19 protein-coding genes are annotated in these 22,469 nt (G+C 64.3%); 4 read left to right on the top strand and 15 right to left on the bottom strand.

All coding sequences use genetic code 11. From position 1 onward, the window contains the following. The first annotated feature begins 34 nt into the window (after positions 1 to 34). Positions 35 to 2,842, top strand: a complete 2,808-nt coding sequence (locus AC3G2C_RS08275) for a valine--tRNA ligase (protein ID WP_488384148.1) — start codon at positions 35 to 37, stop codon at positions 2,840 to 2,842. A gap of 51 nt (positions 2,843 to 2,893) precedes the next feature. Here the strand turns inward: AC3G2C_RS08275 and rimI are convergent, their stop codons facing one another. From rimI to pssA, 3 genes are read right to left on the bottom strand one after another with little or no spacing between them, the layout of a single operon-like run. After that, positions 2,894 to 3,373 carry a ribosomal protein S18-alanine N-acetyltransferase gene (gene rimI / locus AC3G2C_RS08270; protein WP_488384147.1) on the bottom strand — a complete coding sequence of 160 codons (480 nt, stop codon included), beginning with the start codon at positions 3,371 to 3,373 and terminating at the stop codon, positions 2,894 to 2,896. A 6-nt stretch (positions 3,374 to 3,379) separates the two neighbouring features. Then, positions 3,380 to 3,859 (bottom strand): hypothetical protein, encoded by a 480-nt coding sequence (locus AC3G2C_RS08265; RefSeq protein ID WP_488384146.1) that lies wholly within the window; start codon positions 3,857 to 3,859, stop codon positions 3,380 to 3,382. A 1-nt stretch (position 3,860) separates the two neighbouring features. Beyond that, complete coding sequence (gene pssA / locus AC3G2C_RS08260; RefSeq protein WP_488384145.1) at positions 3,861 to 4,634, bottom strand: CDP-diacylglycerol--serine O-phosphatidyltransferase; 774 nt, start codon at positions 4,632 to 4,634, stop codon at positions 3,861 to 3,863. A 109-nt stretch (positions 4,635 to 4,743) separates the two neighbouring features. Here pssA and AC3G2C_RS08255 point away from each other — a divergent pair, with 109 nt between their 5' ends. The 3 genes from AC3G2C_RS08255 (at position 4,744) to AC3G2C_RS08245 (ending at position 7,879) form a co-directional block, all read left to right on the top strand. Further along, positions 4,744 to 5,184, top strand: a complete 441-nt coding sequence (locus tag AC3G2C_RS08255) for a DUF4124 domain-containing protein (protein WP_488384144.1) — start codon at positions 4,744 to 4,746, stop codon at positions 5,182 to 5,184. Between the two features lie 295 nt (positions 5,185 to 5,479). Further along, entirely contained in the window at positions 5,480 to 7,177 is a 1,698-nt protein-coding gene (locus tag AC3G2C_RS08250) for a proline--tRNA ligase (protein WP_488384143.1), read from the top strand. Between the two features lie 375 nt (positions 7,178 to 7,552). Then, positions 7,553 to 7,879: an H-NS histone family protein gene (locus tag AC3G2C_RS08245; RefSeq protein WP_488384142.1), complete on the top strand. Its 327-nt coding sequence runs from the start codon at positions 7,553 to 7,555 to the stop codon at positions 7,877 to 7,879. Positions 7,880 to 8,115: 236 nt separating this feature from the next. Here the strand turns inward: AC3G2C_RS08245 and AC3G2C_RS08240 are convergent, their stop codons facing one another. The 12 genes from AC3G2C_RS08240 to AC3G2C_RS08185 all read right to left on the bottom strand — a co-directional run bounded on the left by AC3G2C_RS08240 (position 8,116) and on the right by AC3G2C_RS08185 (position 22,443). Continuing rightward, the gene (locus AC3G2C_RS08240; protein ID WP_488384141.1) at positions 8,116 to 9,390 is read right to left on the bottom strand and encodes a threonine/serine exporter family protein; all 1,275 of its coding nucleotides are present in this window, start codon (positions 9,388 to 9,390) and stop codon (positions 8,116 to 8,118) included. Between the two features lie 414 nt (positions 9,391 to 9,804). Continuing rightward, the gene (locus AC3G2C_RS08235; RefSeq protein WP_488384140.1) at positions 9,805 to 10,251 is read right to left on the bottom strand and encodes an NfeD family protein; all 447 of its coding nucleotides are present in this window, start codon (positions 10,249 to 10,251) and stop codon (positions 9,805 to 9,807) included. Positions 10,252 to 10,263: 12 nt separating this feature from the next. Next, the gene (locus AC3G2C_RS08230; RefSeq protein WP_488384139.1) at positions 10,264 to 11,214 is read right to left on the bottom strand and encodes an SPFH domain-containing protein; all 951 of its coding nucleotides are present in this window, start codon (positions 11,212 to 11,214) and stop codon (positions 10,264 to 10,266) included. 66 nt (positions 11,215 to 11,280) lie between these two features. Then, on the bottom strand, positions 11,281 to 12,663 hold the full coding sequence (locus AC3G2C_RS08225; RefSeq protein ID WP_488384138.1) for a sensor histidine kinase: 1,383 nt from the start codon (positions 12,661 to 12,663) through the stop codon (positions 11,281 to 11,283). A 28-nt stretch (positions 12,664 to 12,691) separates the two neighbouring features. Continuing rightward, entirely contained in the window at positions 12,692 to 13,000 is a 309-nt protein-coding gene (locus AC3G2C_RS08220; protein ID WP_488384137.1) for a hypothetical protein, read from the bottom strand. A gap of 78 nt (positions 13,001 to 13,078) precedes the next feature. Continuing rightward, on the bottom strand, positions 13,079 to 14,416 hold the full coding sequence (locus AC3G2C_RS08215; RefSeq protein WP_488384136.1) for a sigma-54-dependent transcriptional regulator: 1,338 nt from the start codon (positions 14,414 to 14,416) through the stop codon (positions 13,079 to 13,081). 90 nt (positions 14,417 to 14,506) lie between these two features. Continuing rightward, complete coding sequence (locus AC3G2C_RS08210; RefSeq protein ID WP_488384135.1) at positions 14,507 to 15,304, bottom strand: Do family serine endopeptidase; 798 nt, start codon at positions 15,302 to 15,304, stop codon at positions 14,507 to 14,509. Positions 15,305 to 15,373: 69 nt separating this feature from the next. Continuing rightward, the gene (locus AC3G2C_RS08205) at positions 15,374 to 17,176 is read right to left on the bottom strand and encodes a DUF885 domain-containing protein (protein WP_488384134.1); all 1,803 of its coding nucleotides are present in this window, start codon (positions 17,174 to 17,176) and stop codon (positions 15,374 to 15,376) included. A 94-nt stretch (positions 17,177 to 17,270) separates the two neighbouring features. Beyond that, positions 17,271 to 18,482: an ABC transporter permease gene (locus AC3G2C_RS08200; protein ID WP_488384282.1), complete on the bottom strand. Its 1,212-nt coding sequence runs from the start codon at positions 18,480 to 18,482 to the stop codon at positions 17,271 to 17,273. 11 nt (positions 18,483 to 18,493) lie between these two features. Next, the gene (locus tag AC3G2C_RS08195; RefSeq protein ID WP_488384133.1) at positions 18,494 to 19,816 is read right to left on the bottom strand and encodes an ABC transporter permease; all 1,323 of its coding nucleotides are present in this window, start codon (positions 19,814 to 19,816) and stop codon (positions 18,494 to 18,496) included. Between the two features lie 88 nt (positions 19,817 to 19,904). Then, a complete protein-coding gene (locus AC3G2C_RS08190; RefSeq protein ID WP_488384132.1) occupies positions 19,905 to 21,128 on the bottom strand; it encodes an ABC transporter permease in 1,224 nt (407 codons plus the stop codon). Between the two features lie 10 nt (positions 21,129 to 21,138). After that, on the bottom strand, positions 21,139 to 22,443 hold the full coding sequence (locus tag AC3G2C_RS08185) for an ABC transporter permease (RefSeq protein WP_488384131.1): 1,305 nt from the start codon (positions 22,441 to 22,443) through the stop codon (positions 21,139 to 21,141). Positions 22,444 to 22,469 lie beyond the last annotated feature (26 nt).

Here is a 22,469-nt window from a genome sequence, read left to right as displayed (position 1 = left end):
CGCGCCGGCGCCGGCGCGCACACGCGAGCCCCCGATGGAAAAGAGTTTCGAACCCGGCCAGATCGAATCGAAGTGGTATGCCGCCTGGGATGCCAGCGGCGACTTCAAGCCCTCCGGCCAGGGCGAGCCCTACTGCATCCTGCTGCCCCCGCCGAACGTCACCGGCACCCTGCACATGGGTCATGCGTTCCAGCAGACCGTGATGGACATGCTGATCCGCTACCAGCGCATGCGCGGCATGAACACGCTGTGGCAGGTAGGCACCGACCACGCCGGCATCGCCACGCAGAAAATCGTGGAGAACCAGCTCGCGGTGGAGAACAAGACGCGCCACGACCTGGGTCGCGAGGCGTTCATCGAGCGCGTGTGGCAGTGGAAGGAAGAATCCGGCTCCACCATCACCAACCAGATGCGCCGCCTGGGCGTGGCCGCCGACTGGTCGCGCGAACGCTTCACCATGGACCCGGGCCTCTCGGCCGCCGTGCGCAAAGTGTTCGTGGACTGGTTCCGCGCCGGCCTGATTTATCGCGGCAACCGCCTGGTGAACTGGGACCCGGCGCTGGGCACCGCCGTGTCGGATCTGGAAGTGAACAACGTCGAGCGTGACGGCCACCTGTGGTCCATCCGCTACTTCACCGTCGATGGCAAGGACAGCGTCGTGGTCGCCACCACGCGTCCGGAAACCATGCTGGGCGACGTGGCCGTGGCCGTGCACCCCGAAGACGAGCGCCATGCGCGCCTGATCGGCCAGATGCTGCGCCTGCCGCTGACCGGCCGCGAGATTCCGGTAATCGCCGACGATTACGTGGACCGCGAATTCGGCACCGGCTTCGTCAAGATCACGCCGGCGCACGACTTCAACGACTACGCCATCGGCCAGCGCCACAACCTGGCGCCGATAAACATCTTCACGCTCGACGCCAGGGTCAACGAGAACGCGCCGGCCAAGTACCAGGGCCTGGATCGTTTCGAAGCACGCAAGCGCGTACTGGCCGACCTGGAAGCCGAAGGCCTGCTGGTGGAAACCAAGCCGCACAAGCTGCAGGTGCCGGTGAGCCAGCGTTCGGACGCCGTGATCGAGCCCATGCTCACCGACCAGTGGTTCCTCGACCTCACCAGCGACAAGGGTCGCAAGGAAATCACCGAGCCGGCACTCGACGCCGTGCGCGGCGGCGAAATCAAATTCGTGCCCGAAAACTGGAGCACCACGTACACGCAGTGGCTCGACAACATCCAGGACTGGTGCATCAGCCGTCAGCTGTGGTGGGGCCATCGCATTCCGGCGTGGTACGACGAGGCCGGCAACATCTTTGTGGGCGAGGACGAAGCCGACGCGCGTGCGCACGCCACCACCCCGCCGGTGGGCGCGCTGCGCCAGGACGAGGACGTACTCGACACCTGGTTCAGCTCCGCCTTGTGGCCGTTCTCCACCCTGGGCTGGCCGTTGGATGGCCCGGTGAAGGACGAGCACGGCAACGTGGTCGCCAACTGGGACACCGACAACGTGTTCCTGCCCAGCGCCGTGCTGGTCACGGGCTTTGACATCATCTTCTTCTGGGTCGCCCGCATGGTGATGGCGACCAAGTACTTCACCGGCCGCGTGCCGTTCCGGCATGTCTACATCAACGCCATCGTGCGTGATGCGGAAGGCCAGAAGATGTCCAAGTCCAAGGGCAACACGCTCGACCCGCTCGACTTGATCGACGGCATCGAGTTGGAGCCGCTGGTTGCCAAGTCCACCAAGTCGCTGCTAATTCCGCAGGTGCGCGAGAAGGTGGAAAAGCGCATCCGCAAGGATTACCCCACGGGCATTCCCGCCATCGGCACCGACGCGCTGCGTTTCACCTTTGCCGCGCTCGCCAGCTACAGCCGCACCATCAACTTCGACATCAAGCGTGCCGAAGGCTACAAGGCGTTCTGCAACAAGCTGTGGAACGCCGCGCGCTTCGTGCTGATGAACCTGCCCGAGAGCGAACTCGCCGCGCCGGCCAACGGCCCGGTGACGGAAGCCGAGCGCTGGATTCTCACGCGCCTCAAGCAAACGCTCACCGATGTGGAGCAGCACTTCGCCAGCTACCGCTTCGACCTGCTCGCGCAGGAGCTTTACGAGTTCACCTGGAACGAGTTCTGCGACTGGTTCCTGGAGTTGTCCAAGCCGGCCTTGAACGGCGACGACGCGGCCGCCGCAGCCTCCACCCGCCACACCTTGCTGGTGGTGCTGGAAACCATCCTGCGCGCGCTGCACCCCATCGTGCCGTTCATCAGCGAGGAGATCTGGCAGTCGGTGGCGCCCAAGCTGCACATCGACGCCAAGTTCCTGCTGGAGCGCCCGTGGCCGAACGCCAGCGAGATCGTCGCCGACGATGCCGCCACCGCCGAAATCGAATGGTTCAAGGCCGTGCTGAGCGGCATCCGTCGCATCCGCGCGGAAATGAACATCGCGCCGGGCAAGACGATTCCGCTGCTGCTCGCCGATGGCGACGCCACCGATCGCGCACGCGCCGCCAAGTTCGCTGCGCAGATCAGCTTCCTCGCCCGTGTGGAAGCCCCGCAGTGGATCGAAGCCGGTGCGGACGAACCCGCGGCGGCCGCCGCCGTGGTGGGTGCCATGCGCGTGCTGATTCCGCTCGCCGGTCTGATCGACTTGGGCGCCGAGAAGGCGCGCCTCGCCAAGGAGATCGCCCGCATCGAAAGCGAGATCAAAAAGTGCGAGGGCAAGCTGGGCAACGCCAACTTCGTCGCCAATGCACCGGCGGAAGTGGTCGCGCAGGAGCGCCAACGCATCACCGACTGGGGCATCCAGCTCAACGCGCTGCGCGAGCAATCGCAGAAGCTGGGCTGATCAAGCCCAGCCATGGACAAAAAGGGGCGTGCCGATAGGCGCGCCCTTTTTTTATGACTCCACGCGATCGACCAGGTCGCGCGCCATCACAATGGCGTCTTCGCGACCATCGCGTGCGGGGTAGTACTTCGGTCGACGGCCGATTTCCTCAAAGCCCATCGATACGTAAAGGCTCTGCGCCACCGGGTTGGAGGGGCGTACTTCCAGGAATACGCGCGAGGCGCCATTCCAACGGGCGATATCCAGCAATCGGCGCAGCAGCAATCGGCCCAGGCCCAGGCCGCGATGCGCAGGCCCAATGCACACGTTGAGCACGTGCGCTTCGCCCGCGGCCACGGAGAGCACGCCATAGCCGGCGACTTCGCCCTCGACCCACATGACCCAGCACGGGTGGCCCGCCTTCAGGCAGTCGGTGAAGATGCCCGGCGTCCAGGGAAACTCGTACGACGCCGCTTCCATCGCGGCCACGGTGGGCACGTCTTCGCGATGCATCGCGCGGATTTCGGCGTGTGGACGAGCAACGGCCACCATGCGCGGCTACTCCGGAGATGACGTCAATGCACGGCGCAGATTGCGCAGCGCGTTCCACAAGCGGCGTTTGCTCGCGCCGGAAGCGAGCACGCTCGCCGGCTCGTCGGCCAGCACGATGTGCGCACTGGCGAGCGTCGCCGCCGGCAACACGCGGCCCAACGCGCGAGCCTGCGCCTCGCCCAGCACCAGATACGCACGCGCCTCCGGCGCGGAGGGCAATTCGCCACCCGCCACCTCGATGCGCGGCGCACGCGCCACCAGCGGGCCGCAACTGAGCAAGGCGCGGCCCAGCAGATCCAGCTCACGCGGCGCGCAACCTGCCGGCAGCACCACCACGCAATCGCCAGCGAGCGCAGGCACGGTATCCATCGCCCATTCGGGCATTGCGTCGTTCGCGCTGGACGACACGCTGCGACGTACCCAGGGCGTCATGCCCAGGGCGCGCAGCAGGCGCTCGCGATGCGCGGCGGAAGCAACGGCAGTCATGTCAGGCCGCTCCTCGGCGACGACGACGCGTGGCGCGACCCCACAGGGTCATCACCGGCCCGGACAACAGGTACAGCGTGAACACCGCGAACAACACGCGCGGCGGGTCCACGAAGAACGGCACCAGCACCAGCACGGCCAGGATGATCCACAGGAACGGTACGCGGCCATCGCCCACCGGCAGCGACTTGAAGCTGTAGTAACGGAAGCGGCTGACCATCAGCAGGCCCACGATCACCGCCATGAAAGGCACGAAAAAGCACACGTCCTGACCGGACACGTCGAACTTGTCCATGCTCCACACGAAGGACATGCACACCGCCGCCGCCGCCGGGCTGGCCAGCCCCTGGAAATAGCGCTTGTCGACCACGCCCACCTGGGTGTTGAAGCGTGCCAGGCGCAGAGCGGCACAGGCCGCGTAGATAAAGGCCGCTGCCCAGCCGATCTTGCCCCAGGTGGGGCCGTAATCCTTGAGAGAGGCGAGCGACCAGTTGTACATCACCAGCGACGGGGCCAGGCCAAAACTCACCAGGTCGGAGAGGGAGTCGTACTGCACGCCAAATTCGCTCTGCGTATTGGTCAGGCGCGCCACGCGACCGTCCATGCCATCCAGCAGCGCGGCCACGAACACCGCAATGGCCGCCGAGCTGAAATCGCCGCCAATGCTGGCCACGATGGCGTAAAAACCCGCGAACATGGCGCCGGTGGTAAACAGGTTCGGGAGCAGGTAAATGCCCCGATGGCGCGGCGGTCGGGCGGGTGTACTGTCGCTCATGAATCGATCCGTGACGGAATACGCGCAGTGTAAACCATCCTCCGCTTGAGTCCGGCCGGAGGGGGTGTTAACAAATGCCTACTAAATCTCAAGCCCTGGAGAGCGCCCCATGCGCCGCCTGTTGATCGCCACCGCGCTGTTGCTCATCGTCCCCTTGGCCATGGCCCAGGCCTACAAGTGGACCGACGCCAACGGCACCGTGCACTACTCCGACTCCCCGCCGCCGCAGGGCACCAAGTACAAGAAAGTGACCACCGTGGGTACGGCGGAGCCTGTGGACGCGGGCGCTGGTGGCCACGGCAGCGATACCACCGCCGCCTCCGACAAGCCCGCCCAGGGCGCCTCGGCCTCGCAGCAGCCCATGACCGATACGCCGGAGAACCGCGCCAAGTTCTGCGCGGCGCTCAAGGGCAACCTGGATACGCTCAAGAGCAGCGGCCCGGTGGTGATGGAGCAGGAAGGCCAGCAGAAGGTGATGGACGCCAACCAACGCCAGCAGCAGCAGGCCGCCGGAGAGGCCCAGTACAAGCAGTACTGCTCGGGTAACTGAGCCCGATCCAGGGCGCCGCCAGGCTTTAGGGAAGGTCTGATTAATCGACTTTTGGTTCGTCATTCCTGCGGAAGCAGGAATCCAGCGCCTTTACGTTCAAAGATTTACAGGCACTGGATCCCAGCATTCGCTGGGATGACGATCAAAATCAGAGCATCCTTAGAGCCTGCTCACCATCTCCGCGTGGCCCGACTGGCTAGGCGGAGATCGCGAACAGGCTCTCATTGCCGGGTGGCGCCAATCCCCGCACCGCGGATCGCTATAATCGGCCTCTTTCTCCGCCGGATCCGTACGCATGCGCCTTAGCCAATTCCACCTGGCCACCGTCAAGGAAGTCCCCGCCGACGCCGAAATCGCCAGCCATCGGCTGATGTTGCGTACCGGCATGATCCGCAAGCTCGCCGCCGGCCTGTACACCTGGTCGCCGCTGGGCCTGCGCGTGTTGCGCAAGGTGGAAAAGGTCGTGCGCGAGGAAATGGACCGCGCCGGCGCCATCGAAACGCTGATGCCGACCATCCAGCCCAAGGAGCTGTGGGAGGAAACCGGTCGCTGGGAGAAGTTCGGCGGCCAGCTGCTGAAGATCAAGGACCGCAAGGAGCAGGAGTTCTGCTACGCCCCCACCGCGGAAGAAGTGGTCACCGACTTCGCGCGCAACGAGCTCAAGAGCTACAAGCAGCTGCCGGTCAACTTCTACCAGATCCAGACCAAGTTCCGCGACGAGATTCGCCCGCGCTTCGGCGTGATGCGCGCGCGCGAGTTCCTGATGAAGGACGCTTACTCCTTCCACCTCACCCAGGATTCGCTGCAACAGACCTACGACGCCATGTACCAGGCATACGCACGCATCTTCACCCGCCTGGGCCTGACCTTCCGCGCCGTGCAGGCCGACACCGGCGCCATCGGCGGCAACGCCAGCCATGAGTTCCAGGTGCTGGCCGACTCCGGCGAAGACGCGCTGGTGTTTTCCGACGGCTCCGACTACGCCGCCAACATCGAAAAGGCGGAGGCGCTGGCGCCCACCACCGAGCGTCCGGCGCCGGCGGCCGCACTGGCCCGCGTGGATACGCCTACGCAAAAGACCATCGACGACGTGGCCGCCTTCCTCAAGGTCACCCCGGCGCAGTGCATCAAGACCATCCTGGTACGCGGCAGCGAGGGCCTGGTGGCCCTGTGCGTGCGTGGCGACCACGAGGTCAACGAAGTGAAGGCCGGCAAGCTCGCCGAAATGCCGGGCGAGTCGGTGCTTGCCAGCGAAGAGGAAATCCTCGCCGTCACCGGCACCCGCCCCGGCTTTATCGGCCCGGCCGGCCTGCCCGCCGAGATCCCGGTGATCGTGGACCGCAGTGCCGCCGCGTTGGCTGACTTCGTCTGCGGCGGCAACCAGGACGGCACGCACTACACCGGCGCCAACTGGGATCGCGACGCCCGCGTCACCCGCGTGGAAGACATCCGCAAGGTCGTCGAGGGCGATCCCTCCCCCGATGGCCAGGGCACCCTGCGCATGGCGCGCGGCATCGAAGTGGGCCACGTGTTCCAGCTTGGCAAGAAGTACGCCGAAGCGCTCAAGGCCACCGTGCTCGACGAGAACGGCAAGGCTCAGGTCATGCTGATGGGTTGCTATGGCGTCGGCGTCAGCCGCATCGTGGCCGCCGCCATCGAGCAGCGCCATGACGACGCCGGCATCATCTGGCCGGAGCCGATGGCCCCCTGGCGCGTGGCCGTGTGCGTGATCAACCCCAAGAACACGCCGGAAATCGCCCAGGCCGCCGAAACCCTGTACGCCGAACTCAACGCCCGCGGCGTGGAAACCGTGCTGGACGACCGCGGCCTGCGCCCCGGCGCCATGTTCGCGGACATGGAGCTGATCGGCATTCCGCATCGCGTGGTCATCAGCGAGCGCGGCCTGGCCGCCGGCACCCTGGAATACCGTGCCCGCCACGAGGCCGAAGCCCGTGCCATTACCCAGGACGAACTGTTCGGCCTGCTTGGCTAAGGTACTCACGCCATCCAAGGAAAACGGCCGCGAAAGCGGCCGTTTTCTTTTTCGGCGTCGCACTTTATGCGTGCCCGGTATTCCCATGTGGGCGGCCCGATTCTTAATCTCCATGCCTAGAAAGCAGGCATGACGAGAGGAATGCCATTTAATCAAACGCTTGCTAATGCGCGCCCGATTGACCGCCATTTGAGGATGCCCTGATTTTGATCGTCATCCCAGCGAAGGCTGGAATGACGATGAAATATCAAAGCGCCCTTAACTCCATTACGCTTTGCATTAATCACGTAATTCCACCACAATCGAAAAACTCTAATGAGCACCCCACCTCGACACGCTCATTACAAGTAACCTAATTAGTCCCGGGAGTTACTTATGGCAGTGGATATCAAGAATCTCAATCACAATCAGCTCAATGACCTGATCAACAAGGCCCAAGTTCGCCAGCAAGAGCTGCGCAAGGAAAAGGTCGGCAAGCTGCGCGAGAAGATCCACGCGCTGATCAAGGCCGAGGGCTACACGTTCGAAGATATCTTTGGCCATGCCCGCGCCGCCAAGCCCCGCCGCAGCGGTGGCACGGTCGCCCCCAAGTACCGTAACCCCGCCAACCCGGAACAGACCTGGTCGGGCCGCGGCAAGCGTCCGCGTTGGTTCAACGATGCACTCAAGGCCGGCAAGAAGGAAAAGGATTTGGCCATCTAACGGCCGGCATCTTCTTGCGTCCCATAAAAAACGCCGGCCCCGGGCCGGCGTTTTTTTATGGATTCGATAATGCTTAGGGATGCTCTGAATTTGATCGTCATCCCAGCGAAGGCTGGAAGCGCCTTTCAACAGCCGAAGGGCTGGTCATCCAGCGCCTGTAAGCGCCTGAGCGTAAAGGCACTGGACTCCTGCTTCCGCAGGAATGACGGACAAGAAGTCGCTTAATCAGAGCATGCTTAGAGCGATCGTCGGGGCGCGACAATCAAATCGCCAAACAGCAAGCCCGCCACCAGGGCAATAAGCAGCGTCATCAGCAACATGCTGCTATCCATGCCCAAGCTCGTGTCGCGTTCCAGCAAATAGGAAACGCTGCGAAAACCGACACTACCGGGCACCAACAAAATAATGCCGGGTTCCCGAATAATCGCGCCCGGGCGATGCGCAAAACGCGCATAGAGATTGGCCAGGCTGCTCAACATCAAGCCACCGAGGAACACACCGAACGGTGCGGACGGCAACTTGCCGGCCAGGGCGCCGCCCCAACGCGTGGCCAGATAACCCAGCACCACCGCCGCCATCACTACCAGCCAGTCGCGGCGCGCAGCGCGGAACGAAATGGCAAAGGCAAAAGCGCCCGCCAGTAGCGCCGGATAGTCGGCCCAGGCTGGCAACGGCGGCAACGCGTAGTCACGACCATCGATGCCCACCGCGTGGCAAAGCTGGGTCGCCACCACCGTGCCGAACGTGAGCTTGATCAAGGTGGCAATCGCCCCGCCCATGCGCGCCACGCCCGCCACCAGATGCTGGCTGGAGATCTCGCGCACCGCCGTAGTGAGCGCCATGCCGGGCATCAATACGATCAACCCCGCGAGGATCACCGACTTGAGCGCCAGCGGCACCAGGAACTGACTGACCAAAATGGCGATCAACGTAGCCACCAGCGCACTGATGGCCTCGCTCGCCACCGCCAGGCGCGGCCGCGTAGCCGACAGCACGGTAATGGTGCCGATGATCAGTCCAATCAGTGCGGCCGTGATCAAATCCGCCCAGGAGCTATGCAGCAGCAGCGCCACCACGCTGGCCGCCGCCAATCCGTAGCTCGCGATCACGCCAGCCTGGGCACGACGGGTATCCGGGCGGCCCAGATCGCGCAACAGACGAAAGCCCTCGCGCAACTCCAGGTCACCCGCAATCACCTTGTCGGCAATGGCATCGGCCTCACACAGGCGCGCCAAGTTCACGTCGCCCGGCGCCAGACGCATCACCTGCGTCACTTGCGCCACTTCCTCCTCGCCCTGGGTGAGGTCGCTGAAGGAAATGATGATGGCCGTGGGGCTCGACCATACATCCGCCTGCAAACCCAGCCGATGCGCCGACCCGGCGATGGCCCCTTCCAAACGCGGCGCAGCGGTGCCGTACTGGTGCAGGCGGCGCGCCAGCTCCAGCAGAAAGGCGATGCGCGTATTGAGCGGCGCAAGCGCCAGCGGCGTGACGACGACCGGACGCGTCATCGCGTGGGCGCTCGCAGGGAAAAGGCATTCATGGCGTGGCGTTACAGGAGCGATGGGCGTTGACGGTAGTAGAACTGATTTGGATGGCTATTGTCAGCGGCGGATGTCTGGATGAGGGCGCCGCGCCTGTTTTCGCACCCTCCTACAGCGTCGACTCATCGAAGGCTGGCAGCGCTTTGCAACAGCCCAGGGGGCTGGTCACCCCATGACTTTCGCACTTGTGCGGTGTTGCCGCGACTTGTCTCGCCGGCGACCGAAGGGGCTCCACGCGGAACGACGGGCTTCCGACCTCCTGCCTGCCCGCGGAAGCCCGCGGCAGGCGAGCCAGATCGCCGTCGCGCTAAAACGAATGGCCAAGTCACTAGGTGACCGGCCCTTCGGCTGTTGACCGGACAGCAACCGCGATGACGCGCCCTACTGCACCGCCCGCACCAGCAGCATGGTCCCATCCACCCCCACGACCTCCACCATCGCCCCAGCCGGCAAATCCGGCCCACTCACCAACCACAAACCATCGCCCACCTTTGCCTTACCCCGCCCATGCACGATCGGCTCGACCAGCACATAGCGCTGGCCGATCTGCTGATCGCCGCGACGGTTGAGGCGGGTATCGCCCGGCTCATCGCGTACCAGGCGAGGACGCAGGCCATACCAGTAGGCAGCGCAGGAAAGAAAGGCGAAGACCACGAACACCAGCGCCTGCGCCATGATGGAAAGGCCAGGCATCACGAGCACGACCAAGCCGGTAGCGCCGGCGGCGATACCGATCCACAACATGAAATAGCCGGGCAGGATCACCTCCAGCGCGATCAGCAGCAGCGCCAGGATCCACCACCAGTAATGCAGGGCGAGTTCTTGCATGGTGCGCTCCGCTTAGCTCATCGAGGGTGGCGTGCGGCGAGCGGGCGTGGCCTGTTGCTGGCTCACGGCGTCCTTGGCCAATTCGGCGATGCCGGCCAGCGAACCGAGAATGCCAGTGGCTTCGATGGGTAGCAGCAAGGTCTTCTGGTTGGGCGAGTGCGCCATTTCCTTCAGCGCCTCGACGTACTTGTTGGCGACGAAGTAATTGAGCGCATTCACGTTACCGTTGGCGATGGCCTCGGACACCATCTTGGTGGCCTGCGCTTCGGCTTCGGCCAGACGGATGCGCGCCTCGGCTTCGCGGAAGGCGGCTTCCTTCTTGCCTTCGGCTTCGAGAATGGCGGACTGCTTTTCACCATCGGCTTTGAGCACGGCCGCCTGGCGGAAGCCCTCGGCTTCGAGGATGTTGGCGCGCTTTTCGCGCTCGGCTTTCATCTGGCGCGCCATCGAATCGACCAGGTCACGCGGCGGTGCGATGTCCTTGATCTCGATGCGGTTGACCTTGACGCCCCATGGGTGGGTCGCCTCGTCCACTACGTTCAGCAGCTTGGCATTGATGGCATCGCGCTGGCTGAGCGATTCGTCCAGGTCCATCGAGCCGAGCACGGTACGGATGTTGGTCATCACCAACGCCAGTGCGGCCTGCTCCAGGTTCGCCACTTCATAGGCGGCCTTGGCGGCATCCAGCACCTGGTAGAACACCACGCCATCGACGCGCACGACGGCGTTGTCCTTGGTGATGACGTCCTGCGAGGGCACGTCCAGCACCTGCTCCATCATGTTCATCTTGCGCCCGATGCTGTAGATGAACGGCACCAGGAAATGCAGGCCGGGCGTGAGCGTGCGGGTGTAGCGGCCGAAGCGTTCCACGGTCCACTCGTAACCCTGCGGCACGATGCGTACCAATTTGGCAATGACGATCACTGCCACCACGACGAACACCAACGCAAACATCTGTCCCATTGCCCAGCTCCTATCCATGATCAATGCCCGGAGTATAGGAGAGCCGCCATGGATCGGTGCAGCGGCTTATCGCGCGCTCAACGGCAATAGAAGGCTGACACGCAACCCGCCGTCTTCACGGTTGGCGAGCGAGATGCGGCCGCCATGCGCCTCCACGATCTCGCGCGCCAGCGCCAGGCCGAGCCCGGTGCCCGAGCGTTTGGTGGAATAGAACGGCAACAGCGCCTGCGCCAGCACGGTTTCGCTCATGCCGGGGCCGCGGTCGGCCACTTCGATGCGCACGTCGCGCCCCACCATGGCCAGCGACAGCGATACACCATCTTCTGCGCTGCCCGATTCGTGGGCGTTCTTGATCAGGTTGATCAGCACCTGTTCGATCTGGCCGGCGTCGAACCAGCCCGGCTGCTCGGGTAGGTTGCCGCGCAGCTCGAACTTGCAATGCAAGGCCAGGCTATCCAGGAAGGGTTTCCACGCGATGGCTACCGGTTGCGGCGCCGGCAGCTTGGCGAAGTTGGCGTAGCCGGCGATGAAGTTGTGCAGGTGCCGTGCGCGCTCGCCAATGGTGGCGAACACGCCAGGCAAGCGCGTGGTGTCACCGCGACGCGCCAGTTCGGCACCTGAGTGGGCCAGCGAGGAAATGGGCGCCAGCGAATTGTTGAGCTCGTGGCTGATGACTCGGATCACACGCTTCCAGGTGGCGACTTCCTGGCGTGACAGTTCGCGCGTCATGCGGCGGAACAATTGCAGGCGATGCGGCCTGCCCTGCAGGCGGAAACTGCGCTGGGAGAGGTGGAAGGTTTCCTCGCTGCCTTCCATTTCCACGGTGAGCAAAGCGTCTTCGCCACTCTCCACTGCGCGGCGCAACGGTTCGGGCGCATCGGCGATCAGGTCGATGAAGCTCAGGCCTTGCAGCGTGCGCCCTTCGTTGAACAAATGGCGCGCGGCAATGTTGGCGTAGGTGACGCGCCCGCTACTGTCAGTGAGCACCAAGGCCACGGGCGTGTTCTGCACCACGGTATCCAGCAGCAGCTCGCGCTGAGCCAGGTTCTGGCGTTGCTCGCGCAGGGTCTGCCCCAACGCGTTATGCATGCGGATCAGCTCGCCCAGCTCGTCGCGGCGCGTGGCGGCAATGGAGAAGCTGAAATCGCCATCGCGATAGCTCGCCACCGCACCTTCCAGCGCGCGCAGCAACCGGGTGACCGGCGCCATCACGCGATGCCCCAGCCAAAACGCCAGCGGCAGCAGCAGCGCCGCGGAGATGGCGATGCCGCCATACAAGCCAAATCGCGCTGGCGCCCCAACGTCGAGGCTCAGATCATGCCGCATCCATTGCAGCAGTTGCGGCAATGGCCACTGGGTGACACCGGCATAGATCAAGGCGCCGGAGAGCCCCGCGAAGCCCAGCAACAGCACCATGCGCGCTTCCAGCGAACTGAAGCCGCGCCACATCAGCGGGTTCCCCCCGTCCACCACCGGTTCAGTGACACGCGCCGGCTACTCCCATGGGTATGCAATTGACGTGCGGGCCGCGCCCGTTGTTGATGATCACGCGCACCGGCGATTGGTCGGGCGGCGCGATGTCCTTGGGCGGCTGGTCGTTGAAGTTGAAGTGCTGGGCGTCGCCTTCCGCCTGGCTGAGCGCGTTGCGATAGGCGGCATGGCTGCTCGATGCGGACGCAGGTGTCAGTGCGCTCCACCGATCGCTTGGCGATGGCGGCGACACGTTCTGCGCCGAAGCCTCGGCGCAGAACAGGCTGGCGAAAAGCAACAATGAGCGATAGCGCATGGTGGACTCCTGCCGCAGCCCGCCCATCATCCTCGCCCTGCACGGGCGCGGCAATCGGGCGGGCGCGGCCATGGTCACTCAGGCCTGAGCCAGGCCATAGCGCTCCATGCGCCGGTACAGCGCCTGGCGCGACAGGCCCAGCGCCGTGGCCGCGCGGCTGACGACGCCGCCGGCCTTTTCCAGCGCGGCTTCCACCGATTCGCGACTGGGTTCGTCCAGGTTGCGCACCACCGAGGGCGCCACTTGCGGCAGGTTGAGCTGCTCGGGCGTGATGCGTCCGTCGCTGCTGAGCAGAGCCGCGCGTTCGATGGCGTTTTTCAACTCGCGCACGTTGCCCGGCCACGGATAGACCAACAAGCTTTCGCGCGCGGCGTCGGTGAGTTCCGCACGGCCATCGAGGAAGTGCTCGGCCAGCGGCAGGATATCGTCCACGCGATCGGAGAGCGGTGGCAGGTTCACCTCAATCACGTTGAGGCGGTAATAAAGATCTTCGCGGAACGTGCCGGCGCGGATCATGCCCTTGAGGTCCGCATTGGTGGCGCTGAGCACGCGTACCTTTACATGACGGGTGCGGCCGGAGCCCAGTCGCTCGAACTGGCCGGTTTCCAACACGCGCAGCAGTTTGACCTGGCCGGATAGCGGCAGGTTGCCGATCTCATCCAGGAACAGCGTGCCGCCATCGGCCAGTTCAAAGCGGCCCTCCCGTGCCTTGTTGGCGCCGGTATAGGCGCCGGCTTCGGCACCGAACAATTCCGCCTCGATCAGCTCGCCCGGCAGCGCACCGCAGTTGACCGCGATGAACTGGCCGCGCTTGACGGCGGAGTTGGCGTGGACGATAGCCGCGATGCGCTCTTTGCCGGCGCCGTTTGGCCCGGTGATGAGCACGGGCACTTCCGAGCGGGCCACCTGGCAAGCCAGCTCCAGCGTGCGCGCCATCGCCTCGGAGGCGAACACCAGCCCGTCCAGCTCGTAACGGCGCTGCAGATCCTCACGGCGTTTACGGCGTTCGGTACGGGCGCGATTGACCTCGCGCGTGGATTCGGAGAGCTCCAGCAGGTTCTCCACCGTGGCCATGAGCTTGGCGTCGTCCCACGGCTTGGCGAGATAGTCGGCGGCACCCGCCTTGACCAGCTCCACCGCGGTTTCAAGGTGGGTCCACGCGGTGAGCAGGATCACCGGCAGGTCGGTATGACGCTGGCGAATGGCACGGAACAGAGCAATGCCTTCCTCACCCGAGGTGGTGTCGGCGGTGAAGTTCATGTCCTGGATCACCACATCGATCCGTTCGCTTTCCAGCTGCGCCAGGCCCTGCTCGGGCGTCAGCGCGATCAGCGGGCGGATGTCATGCAGCGAAAGCGCCAGGGACAGCGCTTCGCCCACAGCGGGGTTGTCATCGATGATCAGTACAGTTCGCATTCGTCGCTTGCACATGTAGACGTGGATGCATCTCCACGCCAAAAGGTTGCCATCAATTTGCCTGTTGGGGCGAATTCGGTTTGGGCGGCCTCAGCCGCTGGAGCCCGGTGATGGTGGCGGAGGGGGCGGTGGCGGGGGCGGAGGGGGTGGCGCATCATGGATCAGCCCGGCCCGGGCCTGGGTTGCCAACGGCAGGGTCTGCTCTTGGCCGTTGCGCTGCAACATGAGCGGCAGTGGCTCATCGCCATGCGCACGCAACTGGGCGAATAGCTCATCCACGTTGTTCACCGGCTGCCCGGCAGCACTCAGGATCACATCCCCCTGATGCAGCCCCCACAGGTCCGCCGGGCTCAGCGAGACCACCGTGACACCGCCCTGCTTGGCCGTGGACAGGTGCAGCGATTGCCCCTGACTGTGCCAACGCAAGGTGTTCTCCGAACGCCATGCGAAACCGCTGGCATGGTTGCCGGTATCGGTCGTGGGTGCGCCGGGTGACGCCGGTGCGGGCGCTGCGTCATGCAGCAACTGACTGCGCGCGGTAGTGACCAGGGCCACCATTTGTTCGGCGCCATCGCGCTGCACCCGCAGGGGCAGCGGCGAGTCGTCATGGGCGCGCAATCGGGTGAACAGGTCGGCGACGTTCTTCAGTGGTTGGCCATCGGCGGCGAGGATCACATCGCCCTTGTGCAGGCCCCACAGGGCCTGCGGGGTGAGGTCGAGCACGTCGATGCCGCCACGCTTGTCGGTGGCCAGATGCAGATACTGCCCATCGCCATGCCAGCGCAGGCTGTCCTCGGACTGCCACACGAAGCCGCTGGCGGCCCATGCGCCGGCGACAGGCAGGCATAGCGCAGCACCCAGCACCAGGCGCGCGAAAACGGATGACATGCAGGCAGTCTCCCTTCAGCGAAATGTCGGCGCGCGTCGTTTATCGCGACGCGCGCCTCAAGGCTCTACTCAGCCCTTGGGATGCACCGGCGCCTTGCCGGACTTCACGTCGGCAATCCAGGCATCCACGCGCGCTTCCAGCACGTCCAGCGGCAGCGCGCCGCCGCCGAGGATCTCGTCGTGGAAGGAACGGATGTCGAACTTGTCACCCAGCGCCTTCTTGGCGCGCTCGCGCAGTTCCAGGATCTTCAGCTGACCGGTCTTGTACGCCAGCGCCTGGCCCGGCCAGGTGATGTAGCGATCGGTTTCGGCCTGCACATCCGGCTCGTCCTCGCTGGAATGCTGGTGGAAGAAGTCCACCATCTGCTGGCGCGTCCAGTGCTTGTAGTGCACGCCGGTGTCGAGCACGAGGCGATCGGCACGCAGCAGTTCGTCGGAGAGACGGCCGTAGTCGGAGAGAGGGTCCTTGTAGAAGCCGATTTCCTTGCCCAGGCGCTCCGCATACAGCGCCCAGCCTTCCACATAGGCGTTGTAGCCGGCCTGCTGGCGGAACGGCGGCAGGCCCGGCAGTGTCTGCGCGATCGAAATCTGCATGTGATGGCCCGGCACGCCCTCATGGTAGGCGGTGGACTCGATGGTGAGCACGCTGCGGTTGGCGAAGTCACCGGTATTGACGAACACCTTGCCGGGACGCGAACCATCCGGCGTGCCCTGCTGGTATTCGGCGGCCGCCGCTTCCTTCTCGCGGAAAGCTTCCACCGGCACCACTTCCACCTTGGTCTTGGGCAGCAGGCCGAACAGCTTGGGCAGCTCCGGCTGCATGCCGGCGATGTAGCCGCGGTAGCGGTTCAAGATGTCCTCGCGCGAGGTGGCGTGGGTCTTGGGGTTGGTCTTGAGCGACTCGCGGAAGCTGGCCAAGTCCTTAAAGCCCTGCGACTTGGCGATGGTCGTCATCTCGTCTTCGATGCGCTTCACCTCGGACAGGCCGATCTGGTGAATCTGCTCGGGCGTTTCCTTGGTGGTGGTCATCTGCTCCACCTGGAAACGATAGATCGCATCACCATTGGGCAATTGCCACACGCCCGGCTGGGTACGGCCGTGCGGGGCGTAGTCCTTGGCGACAAAGGCGCCGAGCTTGCTGTACGCCGGACGCACGTGCTGGTCGATGGCGGCCAGGATGGCATCGTGCAGGCGCTTCTGATCGGCCGCCGACACCGTCTTGGGGAAATGCTTGAGCGGCTCGGCGAAGACGTTGTCCATGCCCGCCGGCTTGGCGATGCTGTCGATCTGCACCACCACTTTTTCCAGCAGATACTTGGGCGGCATCATGCCGTCCTTCATGCCCTGGCGAGCCACATCGGTGATCTGGTCGAGCAGCGTGGGCATGGCCTTGAGGCGAGCCAGGTAGTCGTCGTATTCCTTGGTGTTTTCGAACGGAATGGAGCTGACGAAGCCTGCCAGGCGCAAATGCACGCCGCTCATCTGATCGAGCGGCATTTCGTCCAGCTTGAGGTCGTGGGCCTTGATGCCATCCTGCAGCTGACGAACCATCAGCTGCTGGTTGAGCTTGTCCTCTTCGGAGAAGCCGGTGGTGTCGATGGCCTGGAAGCGCTTGAGGAATTCCTTGGCCTTGGCGTAATCGACCTGTTGGTGCGCCAGCGAGGCGTCGCTCCAGCGGTCGTTGTAGCGAAGATCGCCCAGGATGGTCGCAAATTCTGGCGATGTCTCCAGCGAGTACTGCCACTGCTCGGCGAGCAGGTCGTTGAGCGCCTTCACGCGCGAAGGCACATCCGCCGTCGCCGCGTGCAGCGGAGCCACCAGGGCTACCGACGCGAGCACGCCCGCCAAGATCATCCGCGGTCCAATCTTCATAAAACCACCCCTCCCGATTGAAAGTACCCCCTATTCTGACCTGGAAACGGGGCGCCCACCCGTGCCAGAGCGCACGCCAAGGCTGTCACGGAACCTACACGGACCGTGTGGCCACCACCGGCGGCACCGATGCCGCGCGCAAAGCCGGACCCAACACCGCAAGCTGGCCGATACCCCACAGCAACACCGCCCCTATCGGCAGGTAATAGAGCGGCAACCTGGGCAGTTCGTAAATGCGCATCAGCGCGATATTGAGCCCGAATGCCAGCACCATGCCGAACACGATGCCAGCAGTAACGATGAGGAAATTCTCGGTCTGGAAATAATGCAGGATGTCCCGCCGCGTGGCGCCGATGGCACGGCGCACGCCGATCTGTTTGCGCCGCTGCTGCACCCAAAAGCTCGCGAGGCCAACGATGCCAAGGGCCGTCACCAGCAACAAGGCGACGATGACCCCGGTGAGCATGCCTGCCATCACACGGGCCTGCTGGAAATAGCGGTGGCGCAAATCGCTGACCAGGCGGCTCTGATCCAGATTCAGTACGCCCTCCGGCACGGCCTTTTGCGCGGCGGCGCGCGCCTCGCGCAGCACGCGGGGAAGGTCCGCCGGTGCGGCGCGCACGGCAAATACGCCGGTCAACACCTGACCACCCGGCTCAATCGGCGCAAACACCGAGTACTCCCCTGCGCCGGCGCCACGGCGACCACCCGGGTCCGGTCGCGCCAAATGCTCCATCACGCCCACCACCGTGAAGTGGAACTTGTCCGACCAGAACTCCTTGCCCAGCGGATTCTCGCCCGGCCACAGGCGTTCGGCGAACGCGCGGGTAATCCACACGGACGAATCGGGGGCCAGCCAGATATCGGAGCGACGGTAATCCTCCGGCGCGAATGTGCGCCCTGCCACCAAGCGCAGACCCAGCGTTTCGGCGGCGCCTGGACCACCCAGGTAGAAGTGCGGCACGGCGACGTAATGTTCGCGATCCAGGGTGATGCCGTTATCACCCGCACGGTCGGAGAACGGTACGGCATTCACGGCCGCCACCGACTGCACGCCGGGTACGGCGCGCAAGGCGCTGGAAAGGCGTGCGTTCACGTCGCTGCCATTGCACTGGTCGCAATCCACGTGAATCAGGGCCAGTGACGACTCATCCACGCCGCTGTCGATGCGCATCAAGGCGAGTCGCTCGGCGACCAGAAAGCATGCGTTGCATAGCACTGCACACGCCAAGGCAATTTCCATGGCAATCAGCATGGCCGCCAACCGATGGCGACGCAGCGCGGCGAGAACCGGAGCCATCTGCATGATCATCCTTTTCATAGCGTTTTCAGTTGCAGGGCCGGCGCCACGCGGCAGGCGCGCAGTGCAGGCAGCACGCCGGCGAGCAAGCTGCTGCCCAGGGCGGCGGCAAAGGTCACCAGAAACATGCGCACATCCAGATGGGCCAGGTCCGCATACGCCACCGGCTGCTGGCGTATGAGCCACAAGCCCACCAGCGTAAGCAGCCAGCCAAACACGCCGCCAATCAGGCCGATGGTGCCCGCTTCCACCAGGCATTGCGCGAACACGTCACGACGACTGGCGCCCAACGCGCGGCGCACACTGATCTCGCCACTGCGCCGCAGGAACTTAGCTAACAGCAAGCCCACGGTGTTGAACAGGCACACCAACAGAAAGGCCAGCGCCAGCCAGGTTTGCAGGCGCACGTCGCTGGGCACCACGCCGTTGAAATCCAGCCATTCCATCAGGCTGCGAAGACGGGTATTGCCCGCGTGCGTAAAGCGACCCAAGGCCATCTGCTGCGCCGCGTAGTCGGCCAGAAAGCGACGATAGCCGGCGACCTTGGCCGGATCGTTCAGCTGTACCCACAGGCCCAGCCAGACACACGGCGAGTTCTGTAGATGGCCCTGCCGCTCGGGAAGGTGCCAGCAGGTGAACTGCTGGAAGTTGCCGTCGTTGATCTCCAGGCCGGAGGCAAAGGGCGTGATCACATCCTCGGGCTTACCGTAGAAGTCTGCCGTATCGCCGTTGGCAAAACGGCCGCCGCGCACGCTGTAGAACTGAGGCGACGGGCGCCATGGCTTGAGCACGCCGACAATACGCACATCGCTGTTGCGCAGCCGCAGCGTGCGACCCACGCTGTTGGCGCCGGCAAAGAGCTTCTGGTTGAGGTCGTCCGAAATCACCGCCACGCGCGCCCTGGCGCTTTCGTCCGCCTCGTTCCACGGGGCGCCATACCGAAACGGCACGTCGAACATGGAAAAGAAATCCGGAGTAACAGAGAGCAGCGTAGTCATCACCGGTGGCGTGCCGGCCTCGGGCTGGCTCAGCTTGACGGGGCTCTCCACCACGAGGGTCTGACGATCGGCGCGACGCGCGCTCCACAAGTCCATGGCGGACTGGTAGTCGAGCATGTCCATTGGCTCGGCATCGTCCTTGTGGGTGGGTAGCGGGTCCACCTGCGCGTAGTAAAGGTGTTGGCTGCGGCCGGGCAGCGGGTCACCCGACAGCAGATGCATCACGGTCAGTGTGGTCATACTGGCGCCGATACCCACGGCGATGGCCAGCACCATCAACCCCGTAAGCATCTTGTTGCGCTTCAAGCTGCGCATGGCCAGATCCAGGTAATACCCGAGCATCCCCTACTCCTTGTCGATAGTCCCCTGCCCGCTTTGTCGGGCCGACTTGCTCGGCGCCGCGCCCCGCTCGGGCGCGCGGCGCTCCCACTCACACCGATCGCGTAGCCACCACCGGCGGCACCGCCGCCGCGCGCATCGCCGGACCCAGCACGGCCAGCTGGCCGATGATCCACAACAGCACCGCACCCACCGGGAAGTAGATCGCCGGCATGCGCGGCAACTCGTAATGCACCATCAGCAGCAGGTTGATGCCATAAGCCATCACCATGCCCAGCACGATGCCAATGGTCGCCAGCAGAAAGTTCTCGGTCTGGAAGTAGTGCAGGATGTTCTTGCGCGTGGCACCCAGCGCGCGGCGCACGCCGATCTGCCGGCGACGCTGCGCCACCCAGAAACTGCCCAAACCCACGATGCCCAGCGCGGTGACGATCAGCAGCGCCACGCATACGCCCGCCAACAGCCCAGCCATGGCGCGATCGTTCTGGAAAAAGTCGTGCCGCATGTCGTCAAACGTGGCTTTCTTCAATACCACCCGGCGTGGGTTGATTTCCTTGAGCTTGGCCAACGCGGCGGCCAGCACGCGCTCGCGGTCGCCCGCCGAGTGGGTGAGGATGGCGTAGCGCCCGCTCGACTCGCGCATGGGCATGATCATGCTGTAGCTCTTGGCAGAGTCGTCCCAGATGGACGGTCGCACCAGCTCCTTCACCACACCGACAACGGTCAGCGGGTACTCGGAGATGTAGAACTGCTTGCCAAGGGCGGACTGCCCAGGCCACAACCGTTGCGCCATTTTCTGTGTGATGACCACAACGTGGGGAATCTGCTTGGCGTCCTTGGCCGCGGCGGCACGCACCACCTGGTCAAAATCCATGAACTCGTCCGGCAGCAGGTCGCGCCCTTCGATCAACTGGGCGCCAAACGCCTTCACCAGGTTCTCGCCCGAGTACATGGTGGCGTTGAGCGTGGAGAGCCGCTGCTTGAGATCGAGCTTAATGCCGCTGTTGGACGACGAATTGCCGAACGGAATCTGGTTGATCGACGCAACCTGCTCCACACCGGAGATCTGGCGAAGCGCCGAAAGATCTTCGAGTGTGCGCGCCTTTTCGTCCTTGGCGGCGCCGATGTCGGCTAGCTCGATGTACATCAGCCGATGTTCGTCCACACCGCTCTGCATGTTCATGCGTTCGATGCGTTGATTGATGATGAACACCGCGTTGCAGATGATGGCGCAGGTCAACGCGATCTCGATGATCACCAGGAAGGCCGTGATCTTGTGGCGACGCAGGGTGGAGAGAATGGGCAGGATATCCATGCGCTTGTCCTCACTGGCTCTTCAATTGCAACGCCGGCGCCACCTGACAGGCACGCCAGGCCGGCAACAGCCCGGCCAGCAGGCTGGCGCCCACCGCCAGCAGGAAGGTAGTCATCAGCATCGACAGATCCAGGTGCGCCAGCGAGGCGTACGAGGACGGCTGTAGCCGCACCAGCCACAAGCCGAGGAACGCAAGCAGCAGCCCGCCGATGCCGCCGGCCAGACCGATCACCCCCGACTCGATCAACAGCTGCGTGAAGACCTCGCGCTTGGAGGCACCCAGTGCCCGACGCACACCCAGCTCACCGGCGCGGCGCAGAAACTTGGCGAGCATCAGGCCGACCGTATTGACCAGACACACCAACAAGAAGCCCAGCGCAAGCCAGGTCTGCAATTTCACATCGCCCGGCACGACCTTGTTGATATCCAGCCATTCCATCAGGCCAGGCAAACGCACGTTCACCGGGCGCTCGAAGCGGCCCAGCGCCTTCTGCTCCTGCGAGTAGTGCTCCAGGTACTCCTTGTACGCGGCAACCTTGGTCGCACTGTCCAACTGCACCCAGAACTGCAGCCACACGCAAGGCTGTATCTCGGCGTGATCGTTATCGCCACCGCCCGTACCCCAGCAATCGGTGGATCCGTTGTGATCGAACAGCATGTCGCGCGAGGTGCTAAGCGGCACGAACACGTCTTCGGCGTTGGAATAGTTGCCCATGTTGACGTCATAGAAGTGCGGATTGGGCCGCCACGCGTCCAGTACGCCGATCACCTGGAACGCCGCGTCCTTGATGCGCAAGGTCTGGCCCGTGCTGTCCTTGCCACCGAACAACTTGTCGTTGAGAGTGCGGCTGATCACCACCACGCGCGCCTTGCTGTCGTCCTCATTGGTGCTCCATGCGTGGCCGTAAAGAAACGGCACCTGGAACATGGGGAAGAAGTCGCTGGTGGTATAGCGTGCATCGCTATAGAACGGATCCATACCCGATTGCGCTGGCTGCACCGGCACCGCGCCACCCGTCATCAAGGCCTGGCGATCGCCGCGCTTGGCCTTGAGCAGGTTCATGCCGTCGATCCAGGTGACCTGACGCGGCGGCTCCATGCCCGGCTCATAGCCATCCTTGTCGCGCGGTTCCAACTGCGGATAGAACAAGCTGCCGCTCGCACCCGGCAAGGGGTCGCCCGACAACACATGCAGCACCGTCAGCGTGGTCATGCTCGCGCCGATGCCCAGCGCGATGGCCAGCACCATCAGCGCCGTGAGCATCTTGTTGCGCTTCAGGCTGCGCATCGCAAGATCAAGGTAGTAACCGAACATGGAGTCCCCTCCTATCCAACGTTCCG

The organism is Frateuria sp. sgz306004 (genome assembly GCF_057750885.1).
Note: the sequence above shows the minus strand (reverse complement) of the source record. Positions and strands in the feature narration are given on the sequence as shown.